Source organism: Paucisalibacillus algeriensis, from assembly GCF_000577245.1.
GTDB lineage: Bacteria > Bacillota > Bacilli > Bacillales > Amphibacillaceae > Ornithinibacillus.
Genome location: NZ_CBYO010000020.1, coordinates 149,917 through 176,113, shown reverse-complemented (window position 1 = coordinate 176,113; position 26,197 = coordinate 149,917). Strand labels below are relative to the sequence as shown.

The window sequence follows — 26,197 nt, the reverse complement described above, 5'->3', positions numbered from 1 at the left end:
AATTGAGAGAGGTGAGTAAATTGGCTATAAGTATTACTTCAGCGCTTTTTAAAGATAATGATGAAGTTAAAGAGTTACACACCTCAGACATTGACTCTATACTATATTCTACAAGATTAAAAGGAAACTTGTATTGTACGACAGAAAATTGTAATGCAAGGTTAGTTTTTGTAAATAGTACATCTAAATCAAGTCATTTTAAAACTTACCCACATGACAACCATTCAGAACATTGCATATATCAATTTGAAAGGGTTCCAGGCAGAATAGGTGTAAATACCGAACAAACCATCAATGTATCCCTTTCGGAAGATCACAAGAAAAGATCTTTAAAAGAAGCCTTTAGCCAATCACGATTAACTGCTCAACAGCTTGAAGTACTAAGAGAAAAGCGTAAACTGTCTAGAAGAAGACCTAAAACACAGGGTAGACAAAATAGTATAACAATAAATCCAGTTACAAATAATGATGTTGAAGATGATATTAAAGAACAAGTTAGATCTAGAGAACCCAGTATACTTAAACGTTATGTAGATACAATCACTCAATCGGATATTGGTAAACATCGTCTAATTATTGGTAATGCAACTAATATATATTATAGAGAATCATCGATTTTATTAGAAATAGAAAGAAATAGAAATAAGTTAACAGTAAAGTTTGGAGAAGCCTTTTTCGCAAGTAGTCCTAATTTTAAGGGATTATTTACCGTAGCCGAAAAGTTTATCTCTGAAAATAAACTAGTAATTTTTACAGGTATCGGCGAGTTAAAGAAAGCCAATGAACTTATTATATATAATGGAGAAGATTTTAACTTGCAAGGACTGCAGCTTCCTGCAATTGCAGCTATCTACGCGCGTAATAAACTGGGTTAATTAATCTAGAATCTATACAAAAAACATGGAGAAAAGCAGTAAGGTTAATAACCTTACTGCTTTAACCATTTATTAGTTTGAAGATGACCAATAATAAGTATACTATTAAGATTAATTTACACCCAATGCCTTAAACACCGCATCTATCGAATCAGAATAAAACACCGGTTGAACTTTCACCAACAAATCCGGCGGAACTGTCTGCAAGTCTATAACCGACGCTGCAGGTATTAATACCTTTTTAGCTCCAGCATCAACACAAACCTGTAATATATTAGCAAACTCTTCAACTTTAGAAATAGTACCCCCAACTGTCATATTACCAATAACGACTAAACTCTCCTGTGTTGGCTTATCTAATGCTCCTGAACAAAGACCTATCAGTTCAGCAATGGCTAATTCATCTGTCAAACCAATACCTTGCAAATCACTTATGTGCATAAGATAGTCTTTCGTTTTTGTACTAATTGTATTACTAATGCTTTTGCTATTAGCCGTAAAGAAACGAAATGCAGTATCTAAGCTTTCTTTTGCATCTCGATTTGAGCCTACACCCGATTTATCAAATTTACCAGTCCCACTAACAACTTGATTCTCGAGCTTATAAATACCGATCATTCCTGAATGGCTTTGCCCAGCAACGTAAACATGTCCTGGTTTACCCATACCTTCAGGAATAAGTTTACCTCCACCTTGTTCTGGAACTGAAACGTAGTGTTCCTCTAACGTTTCCTTGTCAATATAAGAGAACATTACATCATAAAACTCCATTCCGCCAATTTTCTTTAACTGTTCCTTCACACGGCGGCGACCTTCCAGTGCATACTCTAATACCTCACAGACTTCTTCTTTTGTGAACTCTCCATGTGGGTAAAGGAGCTTCAACATTCCCGAAACAGTTCTCTTTACCGCATTCGTATCACGCTGGTTTAAATTATTACCTAGCTTGAAATAGCGATTTATTGCATCACTAAATGTACGTTTACGCATTTCACGGAAAAACTCAGCAAGATAATCAACAATAAATCCATATTTTTCGGTGATTAAGTCAGGACGCATTTTAGGAATCTCCCAGCCAGGCAGATAATAGTGCATCCGATCAAAGAATGCCGAATCATTTGCCATCTCTTCAGGGAATGGTGCAAACAAGTGTGATGTTTTAATTAATGTGTCCACACTTTGATTGATATTACCGACAAATACCATAGCAGCAGAGGCATTCTTTTCTTCTTTGCCTCTAGCAAAAGAACCTGATGCCATGTAGTCCTTCATAATTTGAATGCCATCTTTATCTTTAAAGCGAATACCAGCTACCTCGTCAAAAGTAACACAGTCCCACATCCCGACAAGGCCTACTTTTCTCGTAGACATATTATAAAATAGATTTGCTACGGTTGTTTGTCCACCCGAAACGAGAATTGAATTCGGTGATAGTTCCTTATAGACATGCGATTTCCCGGTACCACGTGGCCCGAGTTCACACATATTGTAGTTGTTTTCTACAAGGGGAACCAAACGTAGCAACAAATGCCACTTCACCCGCTCTTCTAATTGTGTGGGTTCCATTCCAATAGAGCGTATTAATACATCAATCCATTCGTCTTTTGTAAAGCTCTTTCTCCCTTCAAATACCTCATCTATGTCCATATTTGGCATTTGAATCGGCTGTAAGCTACTAACATTAAAAGGATTAGAATTACGTACCTCTTCGTCATAAAAATAATCAATTTTGACCATGCACCATATGCCCCCGACAAGGAGCTTATCAAACTCTTTCACATACATGGATGAAATAGGAACACCTTTTAATCCTAGGTTGGAGAACTCGGCTTCGTAAGTATCAATCTTCGGATTTAACGCCACTGTTACCTTATCAATAACAGAGTATTGACCATATTCCCGTATACGTGATTTAATCTTCTCTGCCTCATCAGGACGGACAAAGTTTTCTGAAAGAATCTTCTTCACTCGTTCTAGCCCTTCACGAATACTGTCCTCATCATCAGTTGCAGCATACATTCCAAGTAAATACTCGAGCACATAAATAGGGACGTTTGCTCCCGCTTTAATAAGATTGGTTAAATCTTTACGTACAACTCTTCCGGCAAAAACGTCATTCAATTTTTTATCTAAATCAATAGTTAATCCTTCATTCATATTTTCTTCCACTCACGGTCCCCCTCCCTCTTAAAAGTCAAAATCACTGATAATACCCAAGTTGATGCTAAACGGTATTTTCTCCACTACAACACTTGTCTCTGTATCCCTAATAGTCAGGTAATACGTTTTATTTCGATCATAAGGAATGTTCTTCAATACAAACCTTATTTTGAAAGTACGATCAGCAGGATTATCAAATGGACGATCTCCAATAATCGTTTCCTCATTAGATAATACGTTGCCCTCCTCATCAGCCATATAGATGACAACAGTTCGAGGAATAACCTTGTCTTCCACTTTTTCTGTTTGGAAAAACTCCAAGTTGAAAATGCTATTCGTTATCTTACGAGTTGTATTCGTAAGTTTAATATCAACCTTTTTAATTACCTTTGCACCTTTTTGTCCTGTTCGTTTGTTTTTAAATGTTAACAGTGGAACAACAACTTCCTGCAGACTTGCACCACCATGAACAAAATTAATACCTGAACCTTGCATTTTGTTCCTAAGAGTCGCTTTAGGCAAATATGCCGTTAATTGCTGCTCGTTTTTTATTATAGATGACAGATTGATAGCCAATTGACCTGAAACATTACGATCCTCTCTTGAAAGAATATAACGACGTTTCACCTCAATAGCATCTATTGAATCCTGACCAATCTTATCACTTTCCTCTAATTCATCCCTTTGGTAAAGGAAACCATGATCCGCCGTAATATATACATTCGTTCCACTTAGATCATCCCGGATGATTTTCACCAAGTCATACAATTGGTTTAATGAAGTTTCCACCGCATTAAATGTATATACTTCTGTTGAAGCCTTATCTCCCATTGCATCAATCGTATCGTGATAGATGTATATGAGCTTTTTACCCTTAAAGGTTTCTCTTCTTCCTGCTTTATTCATTGCTAGTACATCTTGAAAATGAACAGCAATGCTTTCAGCCACCTTTGATTCAATAATTTTTTTCCGATTTTCCAAACCAGAAAAACCTTTTCCATCAACAAAGACCCTAGCATTTGTATCTATGTCAATTTCTTTGTGTGGTAGGAGTGAAGGCATTCCAAGTTTTGTAATAGAAGGCACAACACCGAGTAATGTTTCCAGATCACAAACACCCATTGTCTCGGTGTTAAGACGTTCGGCCAGCTCAACACCTATTTCATAACGCATCGCATCCGAAACAATAACAAAAACTCGTTCCCCATTTCTAACTTTAGAATCAATGAATGAAGAATAAAAGTCTTGCTGATTTTTGACACCCGGTAAAGACCAATCTTGGGTCATTTCGGATTCAACTGCTTTTGACCAATGGGAACTCAACTCACCCATATACCAATTCGTGTATAAATTTTCTACCAGCATTTTTAACTTTTTCAATAGATCATGATTACTTTCTTCATCATAAGCCACATAAAACTTACGGTAATATGTATCCATTAAATGATAGTCATTTACATATGCCTGGTACAAATCAATAGCCCGTCCCTGTGGGATCCCTTGACGATGTTCTTTATAAAACTCATGAATTTTAACAGTATAGTAAAGTGCCTCATATATTGAAGCAAATTTATCATAGTAATGCTTAGCTCTTCTCAATTTAATGAGTTTCGTGTATTCTTCATAATCCTCAAGCTGTGTAACTAATCCATTCGCTATGTAAATGATAATCGCTCGGTCGATATATGGAAAAATGTCCGCCTGTTTAAATACTTCAATTTGCAAATTATTGATTATGTTCGAAAGTTGGATTTCTTGCTCAGCCATTTCAGCATATTCATCAAATACCACATAGTCTGTCTTATGGTGCATCCAATGGTCAATAAACACAACTGCATTTGTTTTATTTCGATTGGATATAAAATCACTAAGTTCATTTAGATTTTCTTCTCCAACCGATTGACTGAATGCCGTTACTGCTAGATGGATGAACAAGGTTTTTAGACTCTTCTTCTCCCGTTCATAACCATAGTGATTAGAAACATAATTCCAGAACACTTCAATATCAAAAAACTTCTTCAGAAGGGAAAGATATTTATTCTCAATGTCATCCAGAGTATCCATTAACACAGCCTTTAAAACTTCTTCAAAATCGGGTGTTCTAACGTTACATAAAACACTCATAATTGAAAGTTCAATGATTTGCTCTGAATAAGTTTCTATATTTAATGCCGAAAACTTTCTAAAACGCTCCTTATTATTAAAGAAACGTTCATACTTTTTGATTACTGCCCGAAGTGATGGGTCTATATTCAACTCACTTAAAATTAGTGAAATTCGATCTGCATAGAACGTTTTTGAATAAAAAACAGTATCTGCTAACCAGTTGTCTTCGACACCCAATTCCATATTTGTATAAATCAAGTAAGAGGACATAGGATCCTCTTCTTCAAGCAAATATTTCGTCTGAAACTGGTTAGAATCCGTAAGCGTGTGAACTTTTACTTTATCAACTGTAAGATGTTCAATGTCCTCAATGAACTCATTATCTTTATCCACCCAGAACACAATCTTTCGTTGTTCCCCACTTTTTAATGGCTCGTTGAATATATCTGATAACGCAGCCTCAATTTGATTTATGTTCATTCCCTTCACCTACTTTCTATTTACATTATAGTGTAAAGATACATCAGCAAAACACTGATGTATCTCCGTTAGGGTTAATTAAATTTTGGCAACAAGTCCTTTAAATTTTTCATAATTTAATTTAACCCCATCATCTAAATCTATTTCAATTTGCATATCTGCCATATGGTGTAATAACTCATCATATGCTTTCAGCTCTTCAATTTTCTTATCAAGGGATTTCAATTCTTTCTTGGCATTACTTATCTCTTTTGCTGTTGAATCCCCTTCAATGATATTAAGTAAGTCTTTCTTTTCAGCATCTAAACGAATCTGATAATCATGTAAATAATCTGTCCGAATACGAGATAACGTCGTTTTATGATAGCGGTGCATATAAATGAGACAGTTGAATGCCTTCTCTTTTCCTGATGTAAACAGCCAATAAATTGGCCTTTTTTTATACATTTGAACATGGTCCTTAAAGAAGTCATTTAAGAAATACCGACGTAGCGTTTCTTTTGCTGTTTCACCTTTTTTTCTGCCTAAAGCATACGCTATAAAATCCAAATTCTTATTCAGGTTTTCTAAACCGAAAGTTGTTCGAACAAAATCAACGAACCTCGAAACAATATCATCCTCAAAATAGGAGCCAGGTAGTATTGATAATATATTGTCTTGATCGACTGGGAATGTTTTATATCGTAACTTTTCAAATGTTCCCCCAGCATAAATTAAGCCTTCTTCATCTAGCGAATAACGACCAAAGGAACATCCAATTGCATACGAAATGAAACTTTTTATATCCCGTTCTAATTCAGATTTATGAATAGATACTTCTTTATCTTCAATATTAGGAGTTATCTCTTCTTGCAAACCATAAAGCCCAATAAAAATACGATTAATATCTTCTTCTATTAATTTGAACTGATTGAATTGAGACTCAGTTAACTTTTCCCAATGTTTAAATGCCGATTCTAAATCAGGAGACGAGCATTTTACTAAAGGGTGCTTTTTAAAATCCCAAGAGGTTTCAGAGGAATCCCAATTTTCTTTACTTAAATTTATCACTTGTTCAATTAATTCATTTACAGTTTCTTGTTTTTCTATTATTAAGGGCAAATTTCTAACATCTCTAACTTGAAAGTTTAAGGTTACATTTAAACATTTCATAAGTTCAATTGACACCTTAGAGTTTAAAAAGCCTAAAATATAATTATATAGTTTAGGGTTATTCACGAAGATAGATGACCCTCCCTTATCGAAGGTACTATCTTCGGGTAGCACCCTAAAACTAGGCAATACCGTTGTAATTAACCCCCATGTTATACCTTTTTTATACCAATATTCCTCTGGAATTATTTGTGATGCATGACCAGTTCTATAAGTTTCTCTAGCTTCTAAGCTCCAGTCAACTACATCCAATAAATTACCGTACCATTTTCTGTAGCCTCCCCCTTTTGCGTAAAAGATCCATCTATTTCCCCTTCCGATATTATCCTTGTCAACTTCCCAATGAAACCTTAAAAATTTATTATTATTGCCTGTTACATTTTGACTTGCAGAGGTTGTATAAGAATATAGGGACTCGTAATTATTAAATATTTGATATACATTTTCTGAGACCCAATATGCAATTGGACTACCTGGTATTTTAGTGAAATCCTTTTGATTTGATTTGTAGAGATATGGAACAGATTCTAATCTAATAGACTCAATCGCCTTTTCTCTCTTTTTAATTGCTGTTGCTTCATCAATAAGGCTTAAATAGATTCCATTTCCTTTCAAATGCTCGGTATTTCTCAAGACAAACGTAGTTGATTGCACAACTTCTCCACCAATTTCTTCAAAAGCTCTTGGCCCCAAATGCAACATTGTATCTATAAATTTAGTTTTAATAATTTTTCCTCTTAACTTTTCAAGACTAGATAAAAACATCCATGAATGCTGATTAATCGCAGCATAAAAACCATTGTCATTTATGTAATTATCTATTTCCATAAACGCAGCAAATAGATCAGATTTGGAATCAGGGTAATATGACTTTAAAAACTCAGATAAATCCTTATTCATACTGGCTGATCCCATATATGGTGGATTTAATATTACCACTTCATATTTGTTTCCCATTATTTCTGTTTGTTTAATTAATTTTGGAAGTGTTGATAATATCCTTTCTCTCTTTTCTGTTTGAAATAAATTCTCAACAGGCTTTGATTTTATTATATTTAACCTTTCTTCCAAAAAAGTAATATCTGTATTCTTCACTTTAATAAGAGAACCAAATGTTTTTCCGTTCGCATATTGCTCTATAAAATCTTTTACATAATTAAAATTCTTTCCACTAGACTCACCTACAATATACTCTATATCTTCGTCTGACCAACCTTTTGTCTCTTGTATTGATGCTAAATTAAGTGTTAAACCTTCACGTTCTATGCTTCTCAAAAATCTCCGATTGTACTTCATTGCTTTCATTACTATAGAGAAGCAAGCCAATTGATATGCCCGGTCATCAATGTCTAACCCGTACAAGTTGTTTTCGATGATAAATCTAGGAATTTCCCTTTCCATATAGCCACATTTACTGTATATCTCATAAAAGACATCGAATGCGTATACAAGGATGTGGCCACTTCCCATTGCGGGGTCAAAGCACTTAATATCTTCCACATTCAAATGCTTATTCACATAAGGAGCAATTTTATCCTCAAAGTCTTCCTGGTCGTTTTCTAAATATAATTCCCAATCATTTAGTAGATCCCGGTGTTCAGGATGGGATTCTACCCAGTATCGTCCAAGTGAATTTTGCACCATATAGCGGACAATCCAGTCTGGTGTAAATAATTGTGTCGCAAATGGAATCTCTTCCGCTTTATATTTCTTCTTTTCTTTAAAAACTCGATCCTTTTCTTCTGCAATATAATATTGATAAAGCCATCCAATAACTTCAATTTCCTTCCAATTACCTTCAGGTATTACATCGGTATCAGTCATTTGTCGAACAAATGAATCCGTTGCAAGAAGTCCTTCTGGAAACAAAAATTCAGTAAAATCATCAATTCTTTCAAACATAAATGGCATATAACGATTCAGATCATTACAATGCTTAATGATAAGATATTTGAATAGTTCTTCTGAGTTATTATTCATTTTTAGCTCATAGACATATTCCTTATCTAAATCTAAATCTAATGATAATGCTTCTTTCATCATGTCTGGCTCTGTACTACCAGCATTAGCAGAAGAAAGCACCCTTACTTTAGTTGGTAAATAGTCATTTACCTCCATAAAGCGTAAGGCAGTGAAACGGTTAAACCAAGTATAGGCAACCTCCTCCATAACTCGCTTGAATCCAATTTGACCAATGCGATCAATCAACCTATCTCTTTGAATCTTTTCTTCCTTTGAAAGCTGTCTGCCATCTATAAAGATGGCATCTGAGCTTTCAATGTCTGCTTTTTTTATGTTATCTTCTGTAATTCCTATCTTCATTGCTCTTGCTTCGACCTTTTTCAATAGCTCTCTTCGTGCATTCGTAGCAAAGGTCTTGAGTGCAGTTTTATTCATCCATTTCACCCCATTACTCAACAAACTCAATTTGTTTATTTTCTTTAATAATCTGTTTTAGCTTACTGGATAAAGCATTGATGTACTTATCGACATCATCTTCTGTAGTTAATGTTTTAACATTAACCAGCTTTGTTACTTTTACTGGTTGCTTTTGAATGGTCGGCTCTACAGGCGATATAGGAGGATCAACTACTTCACCATCAGGACGTTTTCTTTGTTCTTCTTCCTTTTTACGTTTCCATTCGGCAATTTCCCGCTCGATATGCCCCTCCATTTTTTCCTTGAAGCTGGTGCTTTGAGAAACTGTTGCGTCAACTTTATAAATATCTGTAAATGTATTTACATTAGCATTAAGTTCTTGATAGTAACGAGTTACTCGTTCTTTCGTTTCATTGGATACACCATATTGTGATGTCAATAATGATAAGTAATCACTATCATCTTTTAGTTTTTTATGAGCATTTTCTCTCTTCTCATTAAGGACATTATTAATTTGTTCATCCATTGCATGAATAAGCTCTGGAATGTCCTTTATCTTTTTGTAAGGTATAGGATCCTGAAGAATAGACTGGAGCTTATTAATAAATCCTTCTACCTCTGCACCCATCAAATAGGATTTACTTTCATCATATTTTCGTAAGGCTGCCAATCCATCATCAAAGATCTTTTTCTGATCAGTACCGAAGAAACTTTTGACATAGACGATGTCCTCTTCCCAATCAAGTAAGTCATCTTCTAACTCCTTCAACTTATTGAAATAAGATACATTGTCTAAGCCACTGTGGAACTGCTCAAAGTATTCTAATCCTTTGTCAAGTAAGCTCATACCAGGATACTTTCTACCCTCATAACGGGCTTTGTACCCCTTGATTTCGTCTATCTGTTTTTCAACAAGTAGTCGAATGTCCTTCAATAGTCCATCTTCATCATCAGCTAAATCTGTTTTATTAAAAACATCCTTACAAATACTTTTAGCTGTTTTAATTAATTTTTCGTCAACTTTTACCCTCTTCAACACAATAGCTTTGTCGGCTTCCTGTGTCTTTGTAAAAATCGTTACAAGCGTATTAACATTATCTTCAGGTTCCAAGTATTCTGCATTATACCGAATTCGAATACGTTGTTCTTTTAATAAATGTGCAATCATTCCTGCTATATCAAGCGTCTTCCAACCATATGGCTTATCTCCGAAACGGTCGAATAAAATTTTAATTCGTACCTGCTTTTTCAAGTCGTCTTGTAAGCTGATAAAATCAGACACTTCACGCTTTGCCAGCTCATTTGGATTTACCTTCAAAGTTTCTTCAAAAGACAATTGTTCATCATCTGAAGCAAGGATTGAAATTAAGGCCCTCTCATTATCTAAGTGTTTCTTTACATAACTGAGTTTTGTATAGACATTATCGACTAACATCGTAAAGGCAACATTTATTTTCTCACGAACAGTCGCTCCTTTAATTTCTACCTTATCCCCATTAATAAAGAAGGCACTATCTTTAATTGCATCCTCTAAAAGCTCACGAACCCTTCTTCTACGTTCACGAACTTCCGCTTGTTTATTATTCAAGATATTTTGAATGTTCTCAGGAAGTTGCGTAATATTCGTTTTCTTACGGAATTCCTCAATACGCAACGCTTCCCCAATTTCCTCGATATAGGCCTCATTACCACCAAGTTTAATGATCATTTCCCCATTACCCGAAGTCATCATCATTAATTCTTGCTCGGACTTTTGGTAATGATCTGATAGTGGAGAAAGAATTTGCATTCCTATATTGGATGTTTGGTTTCCATAGTTTTTCTCATCCATTTTCTGATTGTAGGCAAATGAGTATTCACTGTTGTAACGGAAACGCTTTTCATCATATAGGTCTTGGAAAATATAGTTTGCTAATTCCCGCTTAACAATGTCCTCATCTATATTTAGGGATTTGATTTCTCTGTTAATGTCTTGCTCGTCATCTGTTAAAAAGATAAAATTATCCCCATTTTTCTGTACCAACGTTTGGGAAATTAGCTTACGTAAAGAAACTTTAATTTTCTCTTTAAGCTGTAACTTATCCTCATCAATATGAGTAACCATTAGAGTAGCAATATTATCGAGATTTGCTGGCAGTTCTTTTACATATTTAATCATGAATAGAACCTTTAATAGATCAATGTTAAAATCATCATCTTTTAGGGCTGGATTTTCATAGGCACCTTCGATAACTCTTGAAATGGATGGATTCAAAAATTCCTTTATCGTGTCATAAAAGGCATAGAAAGGTATAAGTGTACCTTCTTCAGAATTCTTATATTGAAGACCAGCTTCTTTAAATGCTGATAACATGGAGCGTTCCCCTTCAGATAAATGCTTACCAGAAGAGCCATGTTTCCTTACTTGCTCAAAAACGTTTTGTAACAACTTAAATTGATAAGGCATGAAAGGATACACATCTGCGAATTCCTGTTCATTATCAAACCCACGTAAATCCGCTGTGCTTTCTCTGAAACTAATTAGATTCTTTAAAATAGCACTTTTTTCAGGATAAAGAACCTTCAATTTGTCATTAGCAAAATCCTTTTTCAAAAGGATACGCTTTTTGATAACTTCATCAACCGAGATGGATGATAGAGAGAGTCTTGTATCGAATCGCCCTTGGATACGGGAGAAGTCATCACCTTTAACTTTAATTATGCTATCAATACTCTCTTGAGAAGTAACCATAATCCAAACCTTACCCTTACAGTGGGTTCCAAGGTCTTCAGCCACTGTCTGCAAATTCAACATCAAACTACGGTTATCACCGATGTATTGGCCGATCTCATCCACTAGGAAAATAAGGTGAAAGTTTTTCCCCTTACTATTGATGTACTCATTTACGTCTTTCGCAAACTTTTCGATACTAATTTCGAAATTATTTACACCATTCTCAAACCAATTTCGAGCAGACTCTTCCGTCATATCAGTTACTTTCGTTAAGGCACCAATGACAAAATCTGCATCAAAGTAAAAACTATTACGACGTTCTTCCCATGCTTCACCAGCCAAAGACCTAAATTCCGCTTTAAACGCCTCATAGACTCCCTGTTTATCTAGGTACTTCTCCATCTCAGCTACTCCAGGTATATCTCCGTAGTAGCCACGATGCTCATAAAAAACCTTCATGAAGACACGGAGAATTGCGTCTTCTTTTGATTTGTTATCGAGTGAACCTTTTGAATCTATGTTGAACAGAATGACTTCTGTTTCCACATCAGCCGTTCTTTGCATATTCGCATATACAAGAGGGTCTTGTACTTTTTCTTGAAAGAAATCTATTGCTTGTTTACCTTTCACCTTCTTATTTTCAAGTAAGTAAGCAAGGATCTTTAGAAAGTGTGATTTACCAGAACCAAAGAATCCAGAAATCCAAACACCCATCTTATCTGTTACACCATTAATCCCTTTTTGATAATTCTCATAAAACTTAGAAAGGTGTTTTTGCAGCTCACGGGTAACAACATACTCGTCCAATTCCTGATAAATATTATCTTCATCTTGTTGAGCTACTTTAATGACTCCACGAATATCACGTTCAATGTCTTTTTGAAACATATCTTTAATAATCATCTAATTTCCCCCTATCACTTTTAATCGACTAATCGAAAAGCTCGGTAATAATTATCATCCTTAAATTTTCCAAACAATTGTAATGATTGCCCATCATATTTTCCAGGAAAAAACATGATAACAGGAACATTGTCCAACACTTCTTGTAAGTTATTTAAAATATTATGGGAACGAACAAATGGATAAACCTTACCTATTCCAGTGAGGAACACCACATTATAGTCTCCCATTTGTTCCTTAATTTTTCCTAGAAACACTTCTGGCTTAGCAAATGTCGTCATCGCTTTAAACAATTGATCTTTTCCTTGACGTTCTTCCATTTCAAAGATTCGGTCAAAGATCCTTTTATCCTTTGTAATTTCTAACAGCATCTTATACAAATCAAACTCAATAATTCTACGGTTCGATCCTTCATAACAAAATTCTTTCTTAATATGCTTAATATAATCCCTTACCACAAGTTCATCTTGCGGCTCGTAGTCAAATACGTAAAAGCTAATTTCATTGCCAAGGCCACGTCCCTCTATGAACTTATCCTCTTTAATTTTCGGTATTATCTGATCCAATCTTGCATTCAAATTTGCCACATATTTACCCCCTACTCACCCATTGCACGTATATAACGAGCATCACCAATTTGAGTGAGATGATTCTTTATCTGTTCATCAATGATTAGCCTGTCTAACTCTTTACCTTTTCTGGTTCTTAACATTCCGCTTTCATACAATACTTGCATGTAAGCCCTTTTTAACTTTTCAATATTAATATCGCTCCAACTGGCTACCTTTTCACTTTGTTCCGCCTTAGAGGTGAAGAAGAGATTAATGTCCTTCTTTTCTATTAGATAGTCATTATTATGTAGCTTTTCCCCTATTACCTCATCCATGAATTCAAAGAATAGCAAATCAGTCTTCATAATGGCATATAGGTTAAGGGTTTTTCCCGTTTCAATGGAACCTTCTAACATTAAAGCAGCAAGTGTTTCATCAATAGCTTCTGCCCTTTTCATAACGGAAGGTAAAGCTCTGTTGATTCTCCCTTGATTATTAAATTGAAACAGATTTTCTTCTTTTATTTTTTTTCTTATTTCATCTTTAGCTAAGCCCTGTTGTTTCAACTTTATAACCTGTTTCAACTCAAAAAGTAAAAAGGATGCCCCATTCAAACTTGAAGAATATTCTAATTCCATTGTCATTCAATCAAACCTTTCAGACAAGACTATTTTCCTATTTTATTTCCAGTATCTTTCCCACTACTGCTAAACGCCTCTTTCCGCATTGCTGCTGAACGACCTTTGTGAACTCATTGTCTTTTATTAGTTTTTCTTGATTATGTTCATATAAGTTTTTAATTCCAACTATTAGCTCATTCTCTTTTATCTCTTCCTGCCAATAAGAATCGACTAGCTTGTTCAAATCAACAGCCAAATCTCTCTGTGTACGATAAAACATTTTTAGTTCCACAGGATTCACCTCTGTAAAATTCTTACTTACTTTTTATTTTAGTCTTATTCAATCTGTAACTCAATGTATAAAGGAGATAAATTAATATTTCTTAAAGTTAACTATAAAAAGGCATGGTTTTAACATAGTAAGGTGTATCATATTAGATAAAATTATTAACCTATGAACTATGAATTATTTGATAATGTAGGCTTTCTATTTAGTGATATTGAACTCAGACACTTAACTAGAAAATATAAAATCCCCTCAAAATTTTTTTGAGAGGATTTTATTTTTATCTATACTACTCTATATCAGTATAATTAAAATTAAATTAATACCTTCCTTTATATCCTGCAGGAGGGGTCTTAATTTCAATAGGTGGCTTAGGTAAAGTTCTGCGTTTAAATAATGATGGATCTATCTCGAATATACTAATGGCAATTTGTTGGTTTCCATGCACATGAGCAATAGTACGTTGATGCTTAGAAAATGGTGCCTGAACTGTCGAACCTCCAAATTCTCCAGTATTAGCTAGTATAACAGGTTGGTACATATGATAATGTAAATAGCTAACCATATTATCAAACGTTTGGATGTCCTTGTTCAATGCCGAAATAATAAAGACATCTGAAACATCTCTTAAATCAGCAGCAACTGCTAAGTCAGTAGCATCATAGCAAATAGCCCCAGCTAAACGAATAGGTTCTTTTCCATTGTTCTCTAATTCAATTATTACCTGATATGGCCTGTAGGGCTCGATCCCCATTTTCTTTTCCGGTATTGTCATATTCTGTTTTCCTTGGTATACATATTTAAACTCCCTACCTGAGGAAGTCTCTGATCTAAGAAGCCATAATCCCTGATTTATTGGTTTTGATGAATAAGTAGGTTTTGAGAATGTCAATCCAGCAAATATGTGTGCATTTGTTTCATCAGAAAGTCCACGTAATATTCCAATATCATCAGGATTTATAGATAATTCAGGAAATACAATTACATCTACACCGGTAAATGAATCCTCATCACCAATGTCATCAAAAGGTTTCCTTGCATAAGCAGTTGCTTTTACTTGTTTACTAATTAAATGACAGATGGAAGCCAAGTGATCCCTATGCCTTCCTCTATATAATTTATCCCAATTCGTTGGATCCTTTTCATTAAAATCATTAACCTGAGGAAGAAGTGTTTGTACTACAGCAAATCGAATTTTTGAATTATCTCCTTTTGAGTTTCTTGAAACTGGAATTGTATAGACTGGTGTATTTGTTAATTTACCGTATAAATCCTTTTGGTGATGTAGTCTTTGACCTATAATAATCCGCAGATCTCCAACTTTACTAACATCTTTCCAATCTACAATATTAACATCCCTATATTTTATTCCTGGCCATCTTAGAAACTTATATAAAAGTTCAGTAAGCCAAGGAGTAATAGGGATTGGTTCCTCCACTAAACCTCTACCGTGATTAATTAATGAAAATTTACGAGTATACGAAGTTGAAATTAACCCTTTATAAACCCCTATGTCTTCTTTTTGTATAAAAGTACTAGTTGTAAAGTCATAGTCGCCTGTGATACAGGCCCTTAAAATTGCACCTAGGTTATACATCCACTTATATTTCCCCTCAATCCACGTAGGGGACTTGTATAGATTATAGATATCCTGCTCTTTATTCTCACTCCACCGTACCTCTAATCCACGAAAAGAGGGATTTTGTATTTCACTCCAGTTTTTACATTCAACCATAATATCCGCTATTCCACTTCCCTTATCTAATTTCTCAGAAGTAAGGGGATTTTCTAAAATTGCTTGAGTAAGTAATAGTAGTGCGTTTTCTTGTTTAAATGGATTATTTTTACTTAGAATAACCTTTATTAATGGAACAGGATCTTTTATATTAAAATTAAAGTCCATATCTTCATTAATCATTAAATAAGACTTAATGCTTTTTGGTAAATAGTCTAGCCAATCAGAGCCTTTGACTTTATTTACCTTAAGGACTTTCTTAAGCAAATCAGGTCGATTTAGTAACAATGATTGAATTATATATTTTTTACTTTTATCATCATCTAAATCATTCATCCAATCAATGAGCCATGTTGCATATTTTTCTTTATTGGGATTTAATTGCTGAGCAATCAGAGATGTTGCAAGACTATTCCCAATATTAACATCTTTGTTTTTACGGTAAAGAGCAGCATTATATAATAGGTTATATAATCTTAATTCTTTTTCATCTTCTTCAATAGAAAACCCATAATCTCCATTCGTAATTAAGTATAAAGCTGCCTGTTGCCTTACATACCATGGAAATTGAGTTCCTTTATCTATCAATCGTTTTGCAAAAGAAGCAAGCTCTACCCTAAAACTAGATAGGTTTACCGATTCAGGGAAATCGTATCCAGTCTTATATCCTATACTTATTGAGGCGGCTCTTAATAAATCTGATATTACATACTCGGCTGTCTTTATTTCATCAAATGTACTAGACTGATCATAAATTTTTAACTGTAGTGCCTCAAGTACTGGGTGTAGTAATTTACCATCCGGATATAAATCAAATCCACATTTTAACAGCAGGGATAAAGATGGATTATCAGCCCAGAATGAAATTAACTTTCGTGCAACTGTTTCAAATTCGTGATCTAGCATTTGACCTGCTGTAATGGATTTTGAACCAACTTCACTAACTGCCACTTTTTCACTATATACAGTCATACTTTTCTTTAGCTGTAGAGTTTTCACTAGTCTTGTTGCGCTAAATCGTTTTACAGTATCATCACGAATATCCATATAGGGAAGAAAAACCCTTGATAGTCCTAGTGCGTTTCCTTTTTTCGTATCTTTCTCTTCTTTAAGTTCTGAGATGCTAAGTAAACCAACTAATTCTCCAACAATTTGTTGAAGGGAATCAACATCAGGTGTACCACTTATCCCATGCTGGATGGTGTTCATTACTGCAGAAATATTACTCTTATTTGATAATTGGTGATATGATACAATGCTTGATTTGGATTCGTTTATATCAATGATCTTTTCTTTATCGCTCTTAATTTCTGTCAAATGCTTTTTCAGTAGGTATTTAATTAAATTTGATACCCTATCCATTATTTCAAATGGGTCAATTCCACTAGATGCTTCTACAACTAAACGAATATCATCTACATAACGACAGTAGTCTAGTAACTTAATACCATTATCACTTAAAAAACTTTCGGATCCCTCTTGTTGATTATCTTCCAGATACTCCCCAACCATTCGATCAAATCTAATTAAATAAGCATTGGAAAAAAAGCCACTCGCAACAAGACCCTGTGGTAAACCTAAAGAAGACCTCTGACTTTTAATTATCTCTTTGTTTTGCTCTATGTCAGTTTTATTCCATTCCCAATCAAAAACCTCTTTAACTTTATGCCAAAATGCTGGTTCATCCTTAAATTCTTCCGAAAGGTTATAATATTTATAATACTCCTCCTTATACAAATACTTTATTTCCTCTATTAACGAATTTAAGTCTATATGATTATAAAACTTACTCAAATCTAGAGAGAGTACATATAATTCTTTATTCGTAGGTAGAATCGGTGCAAAGTAATTGCATACGTCTTGTGGCCTCTTTAAAAAGGACTTATAATCATCAAAATATTGCCGGTAGATTTTTGAGCTTCCCCAACTAAACTTTGCTTGCTTTCTCTTATTTGAATGAGAAATCCATTCACACTGTAATCTATTACCATAACTATATATTTGCTCCCGCTGTGCTTTGAGAAAATCCATTTCATCTGTTGGCCCTTGGTTAGATTCTATTGCATCTGCTAAACAAAGCATTATTGCTGTATTAACGGTTTGATCTCTAATTGACATATGTGCTAATGGTCTTAAAGCCTGTTCTCCTTTTAAATCATTCTTCCCCTTTGGATACCACAGTTTATCTGCACCTTCTGGAAATACCCATTTTTGGTTTTTTGGAGCTAGGACAACTCTTAACGGGTCCGGTTTATAATTTTCCCTTTCTAATAAATCTGTTGAGTATTCCTTTAGTTTTTTTTCCAAATCAATAATAGAACAATCTAGTTCTAATATGTCTGCATACCAATTATGCCTACGTATATAATTATGTGATTTTTTCCAAGCTTGACCAAGAATTATTTCATCTTTCAAATATTCTATCTTAGGGGCTATTACTTCATATCTAGCATTTACAGTACTCATATTTCCCACCTTCCTATCAATCTTTACATCAGTTGTTAATTATTTGTATCTTTACCTATTCGACAAAGTTCGGTAAATTCCTTTAAATGGGAACATTCCCCATTTAAAACTATAACAAAAAACCCAAGGTTAATTAAAAACCTGGGCTAAGAAATTTCTTATTATAAAAATAATAACAATAATATACTCACCTACCTACTAAACTTTCATCTCTTAAAACTATGAGTAATATTCTATAGTATCTAGAGTTACCCTTGTCACATTTCCCCAACTTATTCACTTATGATAAAACTCAACCCTAAATAATCCTGTTCAATAAACACAAACAACATTAACTGATGTGGAAACGTCACCTCCGAAAAGACAACGCATGCGATTAAGCCGTTATTCACTTTTGTTCAACAATAGTTTACCAAATAGGCATACATTAATAGACTAAGTAAGGGGACGGATCTAATGTTTCATTTTGAAACATTAGATCCGTCCCCTTGTTTTTTATAGTAGATATAATATATTACTTACTTTTAGTTTTTGAATAAACTTATAATACTTAACGAATACATTAATATACTCCTGTACTCGTTCCTCCAAAGGTAGTCTTACTTCTAATTGTAATTTAGCAATTAGTCTTAACCAATCTTTATTCTTAACACCTTCACTTAATTCAATTGGGATCCCTAGGGCCTCTTTTAGCTGTTCAAAGTGTTGTTCTCCTATATACTTAATTATTTTGGTGCCTTCACTTATAGATGACTCTAAAGAAATTGCTGCAGTTCCGTCTTTCTTGTAGCTGAAAACAAAGTGCCAAGGAATACCTAACAATTTATGGCCTTTAAAGTAATTTCTATGGCCACCATATCTTCCCGAGTAGTTGGTTTGCGTAGTTATGGATTCCTCAACAGCTTGAAGAAATCCAATAACATCTTGGTCACCCTGTATTGTTCTCTTTTGTTTATCTGTTCTCTTTCCTACATATGGAGTATTATCAATTTTTCGCTCGAAGAACTCACGTCCATCCTTTACAGTGGAAGTTCTAACTCCTTTGTCTTTTGCTACGATACCCTGAAATATATTATGACAATAGGTCCAGTATATTTAATCATTATCTATATTTTTTACCACTTAAAAAATCTAATAATAATCTAGCGTTATCTAATAAGTCGTCATATGTAATTATTTCGATTTTATCTCTAAAAACTAAATTTCTTCTTCTTAGTTTTTCTTTATTATTTGCTGTTAAAGTACTCGACCTACCAATTACAACATAGCCCTTTGGTGAGTATAATTTCTTAATTTTTTCTCGTGCGTATGAACTATTATGTTCAATCCACTCTAACCAATTCATTATTTGTTGCTCTGCATGCACCAGTTGGCTAGATGGATTACCTTGTTTAGTATAAATATTTAATGTGCTTGCTTCAATTTCAACAACATCATAAAGACCATTATATCTTTTTAAAACATAATCTGCTTCGTATTCTGAACCAAAACTATGTTTATCTAATACTTCAATATATTCAGTACCGAATAAAATCGGATAATTTGTCAAAATTCCCTGAAGACTGTTCTCGTTTCTCACAGAACCATTAAGTAGCAATGATAGTTTATTAATAGCTTCTTTCAAATTATTTATAACATATTGGGCATTATCAAGTTGCTTCAATTTCTCCATTAATTTATTTTTATAAATATTAACTTCACTAAATGAATAAATCCTTGGTAATGGATTGTTCTCAAAATCAAATTCTTCCTTTTTGAAATTTGGAATAAGAGAATTTGTAAGTTTATAAGTTTTTAGTTCACCATTTTCATCTAATAATTCAAAACCATATTCAAATAACTGATTGTAATATTCGATAAGTTCTTGTTCAATGCTATTGCTATTAGGAAAAACAGGTATATTGTATATGATTGACATAGCTAAATTATATAATATAGCTTTATCTATTTCGCCTTTTGAATCTTCAACTTGGGTTGTCATTAAAGCCGTGACTTCAAGACTATTATAAGAACTATTCAACGTATAACAGATTATATGGAGAAACGGCCTGCCTTTTTTATCAATATCAAAAATCATTTCTCTGACAATCTCATAAAACTCAGGATCTTCCTTATATTTTTCTGTATTTATTTGTATGTTATTTTTAATATCTGAATATGTTGCATAATCTTCATCAATATTTTCATCTTCAAAAGTAACCAAAGTGCGCAATAAGATGGGCTTTTTATATATGTCTATCCTACTCATAAATATTTCCCCTTTAAAAAATTATTCTCATCTATCTGTGGTATGAAAATGTTTTAATAGTAATATAGATCCTCACTCACTTATGATAAGGTTCCCCCCTAATAATCCGAAACCCCCGATAAACCTGCTCCAACAAAACCAACCGCATCAACTGATGAGGAAACGTCATCTTAGAAAAAGACAATGCATAATCACTCCGCTTCTGCACCTCTTCACTAATCCCAAGCGATCCCCCAATCACAAACGCAACCTTACTCTTCCCGTACGTCGCAAGCTGGTCCATCTTTTCCGCAAGCTGTTCTGAGCTTATCATTTTCCCGCCAATCTCCAATGTAATCACATATGTATCCTGGCCGATGTGCGAAAGAATTCGTTCGCCTTCCTTCCGCTTCACTTCCAACATTTCTGCCTCACTCATATTTTCCGGTGCCTTCTCGTCCGCTACTTCCACAATATCTACTTTTGCATAAGCTGACAGCCGTTTGAGATACTCTGCAATTCCCTGCTTCAAATATTTCTCCTTCAATTTCCCTACAGATACAATGGTAATTTTCATTTATATACCGTCCTTTTTCATCGTCTGGTATTAGTTTATCAAACCAGGTGGATTTTAACATTATTTCAAAGCCACTTTTAACTATAATAGTAAACAGATATAAATTTTAATTCTTTAGTGGTTTAGCACACACATACTGATCCCTCTGTTAATAAAGTATTAAGAATCTGCATACCCCTGAGAACCATCCCCACACTTAAGAAGATGGTTCTATCATGATAGCCCTTATGCCATTCTAAAGAGATTTCATTTCCGCCTAACATACCAAGACTCGATAAGCATTCGAATATAAGCACCCAAGAAAATCACGAAAGCGACATCCAACTTGATATACCCAACTGCGACTAATATTACCGCAACTCCTAAAGCAATTTTTATAGAACTTATAATTGCCCCAAGTAATGCAGCATAAACTAAATAATCATTTAAATAAGTCTTTACGATATTAATCCATTCCATTTCCCCTAAGACTGATGCTAAAGTGACGTGTCCAAAAATAGCACCTATACCTACAGCTAATCCAAAAACAGCCATCCCCGTCTGGCGGAAGGTTTTCTCTTTGGTTCCGAAAAGGATAGCTCCAATGGATGCCATTTGAATGCTTAATACTTCTACATCTAATGTGATGAGTGAGATATTAATGTTTGTTGTAACCGTAATATCTAATAGGTCCCCAATGGATTCGCTAATCGTCGGGGCTTTCCCAGCAACTAGTCCGATGATTATGATAGAAACAGCAGATTTGCTATGCGATATTCTAGTTACGACTTTTTCTAGCAACCCTCTTAATGTTTCCATGTGATAGATACATAGACATATAAAAAGTGAGATTATCGCTGCTTCTAACAAGTCCTCACCCCCTTTCCCTTATACCATTACAATATGCGGCATAAAGGGACATGCTTGGGGAAATGCAGTTAATTTACGGAAAATGTGTTAGAAACTAGATGTTTAATAGTACATAAGGATTAATTTCCAATAATAATAGTTCGTCAAAACGAATACATTAATATGACGACAAGAAAAGGGGTTGAGGTCAATTTGAAAGATTATCTAAGCAGTGTTTCATTTGAACATCGATTTTGGCTGAGGGTGTTGCGTGATCACGCTCAATTCATTCATGACTCATTGTATCCTTCCGAGGAGAGGGACATTTCTAAAGCAAGAGATTTTATGGAAACATTTGAAGAGCTTTTGGAGGAAACAGATTACCTGTCCAATAATAACGTCATTGCTTTTACCAAAAAGGCAGAAACAGCAACAGAGAATTTGAGAGAATTTAAGCTTTCCATCATAAGGAGACAGCTTAATGGGCAGATTGGCATTCATCTTTCTCCAACATTCCTGAATCATATGGTTAACGAATTAGAGGAATACGTCCTTATCATAGGGTATTTAAAAGAGGGGAAACCAGCACCTATATTCCATGAGTTACACCATCATTTAATCTGGCTTGCCGATGCTTCTGGTCATGCCGGCGCTATTCACGATGAGCTAGATGGGGTTGAAAAGCGACTAAAAGAAAGAAGTCAGAAATTCGTGAAGCATTTTGATCAATTTTACTTAAAAGCAATTGAATTAACGGGTTACTTACGGGCAAACATTTCAAGCTTCCCCGCGCTCAAGCGATTTAATAATGATGTAGAGGTAGAGATGAATTTATTCCGTACCTTCCTGCATGAAATTGAGGAAATGGAATTGTCCGATACGGTTTTAAGCACCTTTTCTGCCTTGATGGCTGACCATATGTACCGGGAAGAGTGTTATTACTTAACGAAACTAGCAGAATCAACTAAATCAACACCTCCAAACTGTGACCCCACTTAACATTTGGAGGGATAAAACTCCTACTTCTGAACTACTATTTGATTGACATTCCTCGACATAGATTTACAATAATAGTAAGAGAATTCTTTAAATTATTTTGAAATAAAATCATATACATAACAGCTATGGGAGAGGGAGAATTTTCATGTCTAAAGAAGTAGAGAAAAAAGGGCTAGGTTGGTTTAAAGGGAACCGAACAAGCACGGATTCGAATGAAGTTTGGGAAAATATTATTGTTGAGAAAGAAACTGCTGCCACAAAGGTCGTAGATGAAAAGTCAATTCAGGAGGAAAGCCCTACGGAACTAGTAGAATCTTCCACTAAAAATGTGCTATCCAAGGAGAACCAGGATAAATTATCGTTGGATGCCATTGTGGCAGTGGAAAACTTATTAAAGGACCGTCAATTAGTACGGATTAAGCTTAGCGACCTTGCGAAACGTCTCATTGAGGCAAATGAGACCATTAGTCGATATAAGCAAGACATAGAGAATCGGGATCAGCTCCTGAATGAAAAGACTAAAGAGATCCAAACCTTAGAAAACAGTTTAACCAATAAACAAATGAGCTATGACCAATTACTTGAGGATTATAAAGAGTACCAACTTAATTCTAACACCGAATATGAAAAGGTTACCAGTCAACTAGAAACAGAACAAAATAAATACAATCAACTAAACGAAGAATTTACGACTAGTAAATTCGAGCACATGCAAAAGATGAATGAATTAGAAGAGAGAATTCGAAGCATGGAAGCTGAAAATAAAAAATATACGACCAGCTATCAACAAATTGTGGAGGAGAAGAATCAGCTCATGAAAACCATTAATGAGTTTACAGAGCGTATGTCCTTCTCTTTCACACCTAAGTCGAATTCTACTACTTCATCAGAACAAGATTAATAGATTAATTATCATCCTTTGGGGGAAGGAGGATTTGTCTGATGTATCATCTGAAGATATTACAACTAGTAGGGATCAGGGAATATAAACAGAACCATTTCCTACAAATCAATGTACAGCTCGACCAAAAAGAAACATTCTATTGGAAAATTGATGAACAAACCGCTAATAATCTATTAGCAGCAACTGATTTTACAAAGGAATACTATTATCGACTTTCCTTTAAAACATACCTGGATAAAAGCATTGTCACAAGAACTCAGTTAGAGGAGAGTTTAAATCTAGAATTCACTTGTTCTAGTGAATACATAAAGCAATTAGCAATCTTGAAACAAGTAGAGTCATTAGAAGAAATAAAGCAGCTCGAATTTCTTTCTAGTATACTAGATTCTGAGCCAGAACGAGAGAATACACAAAAAATGGATTTGCCACCAATCAATCAGGAAGAATCTAAAAGGCAAAACCGCAAACCTTCTTGGTTCGTAGCTACTGCTTTTACCGTTATTTTTGCCATTATTTTTACCTATACAGGTCACTCTATTTTGACCAAAGCATTAGCACAACCAGAGAAAGTTGCCTCTGAACATGACTTAGTGGTAGAAGAAACTACTCCTGTGAAAGAGAAAGTAGAGCCAAAACCGGAAACGATTATATTGGAAGATAATATTACCATCGAAGAAAAACCGGCGATTCCTTTATTTGAGCTTGAAAATGGGACTTCCCATGGTATTCCAGAGGGAAAGGTAGCCCTTACGTTTGATGATGGTCCATCTCAGTTCACAGATGACATAATTGATATTTTAAAAGCTAGTGATGCTGGTGGAACGTTCTTTTTAATTGGTTCAAATGTAAACAAGTTCCCTGAGAATGCCGCGTACATACATGAAAATGGTTACTCCATTGGTAATCATTCCATGAACCATATCAATTTTGCAAGTAGTGGGGTGGCCGCACAACAAGAGGAATTACTTCAATCTAGCGCCTTAATTGAGGAGATCATTGGAGAGGACATAACATTATTCCGACCTCCCTTTGGCAAAATGAATGGCTCAACCGAGCAGGTCACAAAAGATTTAGGGCAACGAATTGTCCTATGGAATAATGATCCAAAGGATTGGCAATCACGTGATACAAGAAAGATTATTAATCATATTAAATCAACAGAAGTATCTGGCTCGATCATTCTTCTTCATGAAACCAAAGCAACGCTGGATGCATTACCTGAGATTATCGCGTATCTTAAGGAGCAAGATTTAGAGCTTGTTACATTACGATAAAATCGTTGGTATGTGAAGAGAAAGGAGCTCAGATGGTTGAAACGAAAGAAAAAGAGAAGTAACTTGCTGACATTCACCATACTTTCTAATGATGCTAGCCAAGTAGTTAAACAGTTTCATATGAATAAGAAGTTAGTATACGGTATTGCCACGCTTGTTGTAATTCCAGTACTTGCACTAATGTACTATATTTATATTAATCTTGATCAACAGGCTAAGATTGAGGAGCTTTCTAGCTATTTGAAGATAGAAACAGCGAAAAGTGAGCAATTGCAAGATACCATGGCAGTATTAGAAGAAGAAACTGGTGAAACGAAGGCAAGGCTTGAAGAATTAACAGAACTAGAAATAGAAATGAGAAATTACATAAACGAATTACCGACAATGGTTGAGCCAAGTGGAGGATTACATATTTCAGCAGTTGGGACAAGCTTAGAAGATTCAGCAGATGGATTGTCACTTTTGTCGTCAAACGAACTGGTAGAACGCTATAAGGAAACATTAGCCATAGTGGATGAAATGAGTAGTGAACTCCAATACACTCCAACCGCATGGCCAACAAACCCGGATTCGATTACATCAGATTTTGGTGTGCGGAATGATCCATTCAAGCGCTCCTCATCCTTCCATAGTGGGGTGGATATTCGTGGCTATTATGGTACCCCTGTCTATGCAACAGCAGATGGGACTGTTTCCATGGCAAAATATTATGGCAGTTATGGGAATGCCATTATCATAAAACACTCTAATATCTACCAAACCCTATATGGCCATTTAATGGAAATAGATGTGGAAAGCGGTGATGTTGTGAAAAAGGGAGATATCATTGGTACAGTTGGAAGCACAGGAAGAAGCACTGGACCACACCTCCACTATGAAGTAATCAAAAATGGAGAACCAGTTGATCCGAAAACATATTTTAATATCTATGGTGAATTTGATTTTGAATAGTACACTAGAAA

The 26,197-nt window shown here is 34.8% G+C and carries 17 protein-coding genes; 5 read left to right on the top strand and 12 right to left on the bottom strand.

Going from position 1 to position 26,197, the window contains the following annotated elements; all coding sequences use genetic code 11:
• Window positions 1–20 precede the first annotated feature (20 nt).
• Entirely contained in the window at window positions 21–875 is an 855-nt protein-coding gene (locus TY11_RS14990) for a hypothetical protein (RefSeq protein ID WP_042147878.1), read from the top strand.
• Between the two features lie 111 nt (window positions 876–986).
• Here the strand turns inward: TY11_RS14990 and brxL are convergent, their stop codons facing one another.
• The 12 genes from brxL to TY11_RS14930 all read right to left on the bottom strand — a co-directional run bounded on the left by brxL (window position 987) and on the right by TY11_RS14930 (window position 22,079).
• The gene (brxL, locus tag TY11_RS14985) at window positions 987–3,032 is read right to left on the bottom strand and encodes a protease Lon-related BREX system protein BrxL (RefSeq protein WP_042148193.1); all 2,046 of its coding nucleotides are present in this window, start codon (window positions 3,030–3,032) and stop codon (window positions 987–989) included.
• A gap of 30 nt (window positions 3,033–3,062) precedes the next feature.
• A complete protein-coding gene (gene pglZ / locus TY11_RS14980; protein WP_042147865.1) occupies window positions 3,063–5,621 on the bottom strand; it encodes a BREX-1 system phosphatase PglZ type A in 2,559 nt (852 codons plus the stop codon).
• Between the two features lie 78 nt (window positions 5,622–5,699).
• Window positions 5,700–9,170 (bottom strand): BREX-1 system adenine-specific DNA-methyltransferase PglX, encoded by a 3,471-nt coding sequence (pglX, locus tag TY11_RS14975; RefSeq protein ID WP_042147863.1) that lies wholly within the window; start codon window positions 9,168–9,170, stop codon window positions 5,700–5,702.
• 13 nt (window positions 9,171–9,183) lie between these two features.
• Window positions 9,184–12,768 (bottom strand): BREX system P-loop protein BrxC, encoded by a 3,585-nt coding sequence (gene brxC, locus TY11_RS14970; RefSeq protein ID WP_042147861.1) that lies wholly within the window; start codon window positions 12,766–12,768, stop codon window positions 9,184–9,186.
• A gap of 20 nt (window positions 12,769–12,788) precedes the next feature.
• Window positions 12,789–13,355 carry a DUF1788 domain-containing protein gene (locus tag TY11_RS14965; RefSeq protein ID WP_042147859.1) on the bottom strand — a complete coding sequence of 189 codons (567 nt, stop codon included), beginning with the start codon at window positions 13,353–13,355 and terminating at the stop codon, window positions 12,789–12,791.
• A gap of 11 nt (window positions 13,356–13,366) precedes the next feature.
• Window positions 13,367–13,963, bottom strand: a complete 597-nt coding sequence (locus TY11_RS14960; RefSeq protein WP_042147857.1) for a DUF1819 family protein — start codon at window positions 13,961–13,963, stop codon at window positions 13,367–13,369.
• Between the two features lie 31 nt (window positions 13,964–13,994).
• A complete protein-coding gene (locus TY11_RS14955) occupies window positions 13,995–14,231 on the bottom strand; it encodes a TIGR04540 family protein (RefSeq protein ID WP_042147853.1) in 237 nt (78 codons plus the stop codon).
• 313 nt (window positions 14,232–14,544) lie between these two features.
• Window positions 14,545–18,426, bottom strand: coding sequence for an RNA-directed DNA polymerase (locus TY11_RS14950; protein ID WP_042147850.1), 3,882 nt, complete (start codon window positions 18,424–18,426; stop codon window positions 14,545–14,547).
• A 495-nt stretch (window positions 18,427–18,921) separates the two neighbouring features.
• Window positions 18,922–19,248, bottom strand: coding sequence for a hypothetical protein (locus TY11_RS14945; protein WP_042147848.1), 327 nt, complete (start codon window positions 19,246–19,248; stop codon window positions 18,922–18,924).
• 280 nt (window positions 19,249–19,528) lie between these two features.
• Complete coding sequence (locus tag TY11_RS14940) at window positions 19,529–20,674, bottom strand: Shedu anti-phage system protein SduA domain-containing protein (protein ID WP_042147846.1); 1,146 nt, start codon at window positions 20,672–20,674, stop codon at window positions 19,529–19,531.
• A 76-nt stretch (window positions 20,675–20,750) separates the two neighbouring features.
• Window positions 20,751–21,230, bottom strand: coding sequence for a 23S rRNA (pseudouridine(1915)-N(3))-methyltransferase RlmH (gene rlmH / locus TY11_RS14935; protein ID WP_042147844.1), 480 nt, complete (start codon window positions 21,228–21,230; stop codon window positions 20,751–20,753).
• Between the two features lie 246 nt (window positions 21,231–21,476).
• On the bottom strand, window positions 21,477–22,079 hold the full coding sequence (locus TY11_RS14930; RefSeq protein ID WP_042147842.1) for a Na/Pi symporter: 603 nt from the start codon (window positions 22,077–22,079) through the stop codon (window positions 21,477–21,479).
• Window positions 22,080–22,271: 192 nt separating this feature from the next.
• Here TY11_RS14930 and TY11_RS14925 point away from each other — a divergent pair, with 192 nt between their 5' ends.
• From TY11_RS14925 to TY11_RS21045, 4 genes are all read left to right on the top strand, one after another.
• Window positions 22,272–23,057 (top strand): DUF2935 domain-containing protein, encoded by a 786-nt coding sequence (locus TY11_RS14925; RefSeq protein ID WP_042147839.1) that lies wholly within the window; start codon window positions 22,272–22,274, stop codon window positions 23,055–23,057.
• Between the two features lie 145 nt (window positions 23,058–23,202).
• Entirely contained in the window at window positions 23,203–23,958 is a 756-nt protein-coding gene (locus tag TY11_RS14920; protein WP_042147838.1) for a hypothetical protein, read from the top strand.
• Between the two features lie 41 nt (window positions 23,959–23,999).
• Window positions 24,000–25,235: a polysaccharide deacetylase family protein gene (locus tag TY11_RS19895; RefSeq protein ID WP_052345851.1), complete on the top strand. Its 1,236-nt coding sequence runs from the start codon at window positions 24,000–24,002 to the stop codon at window positions 25,233–25,235.
• A 36-nt stretch (window positions 25,236–25,271) separates the two neighbouring features.
• Window positions 25,272–26,186 carry a M23 family metallopeptidase gene (locus tag TY11_RS21045; protein ID WP_052345850.1) on the top strand — a complete coding sequence of 305 codons (915 nt, stop codon included), beginning with the start codon at window positions 25,272–25,274 and terminating at the stop codon, window positions 26,184–26,186.
• Window positions 26,187–26,197 lie beyond the last annotated feature (11 nt).

Coding starts and splice junctions, on each gene's coding strand:
- TY11_RS19895 (WP_052345851.1), top strand. CDS start 24,000: ATGTATCATCTGAAGATATTACAACTAGTAGGGATCAGGGAATATAAA.
- TY11_RS14960 (WP_042147857.1), bottom strand. CDS start 13,963: ATGACAATGGAATTAGAATATTCTTCAAGTTTGAATGGGGCATCCTTT.
- pglX (WP_042147863.1), bottom strand. CDS start 9,170: ATGAATAAAACTGCACTCAAGACCTTTGCTACGAATGCACGAAGAGAG.
- brxC (WP_042147861.1), bottom strand. CDS start 12,768: ATGATTATTAAAGATATGTTTCAAAAAGACATTGAACGTGATATTCGT.
- brxL (WP_042148193.1), bottom strand. CDS start 3,032: ATGAATGAAGGATTAACTATTGATTTAGATAAAAAATTGAATGACGTT.
- TY11_RS14940 (WP_042147846.1), bottom strand. CDS start 20,674: ATGAGTAGGATAGACATATATAAAAAGCCCATCTTATTGCGCACTTTG.
- pglZ (WP_042147865.1), bottom strand. CDS start 5,621: ATGAACATAAATCAAATTGAGGCTGCGTTATCAGATATATTCAACGAG.
- rlmH (WP_042147844.1), bottom strand. CDS start 21,230: ATGAAAATTACCATTGTATCTGTAGGGAAATTGAAGGAGAAATATTTG.
- TY11_RS14950 (WP_042147850.1), bottom strand. CDS start 18,426: ATGAGTACTGTAAATGCTAGATATGAAGTAATAGCCCCTAAGATAGAA.
- TY11_RS14920 (WP_042147838.1), top strand. CDS start 23,203: ATGTCTAAAGAAGTAGAGAAAAAAGGGCTAGGTTGGTTTAAAGGGAAC.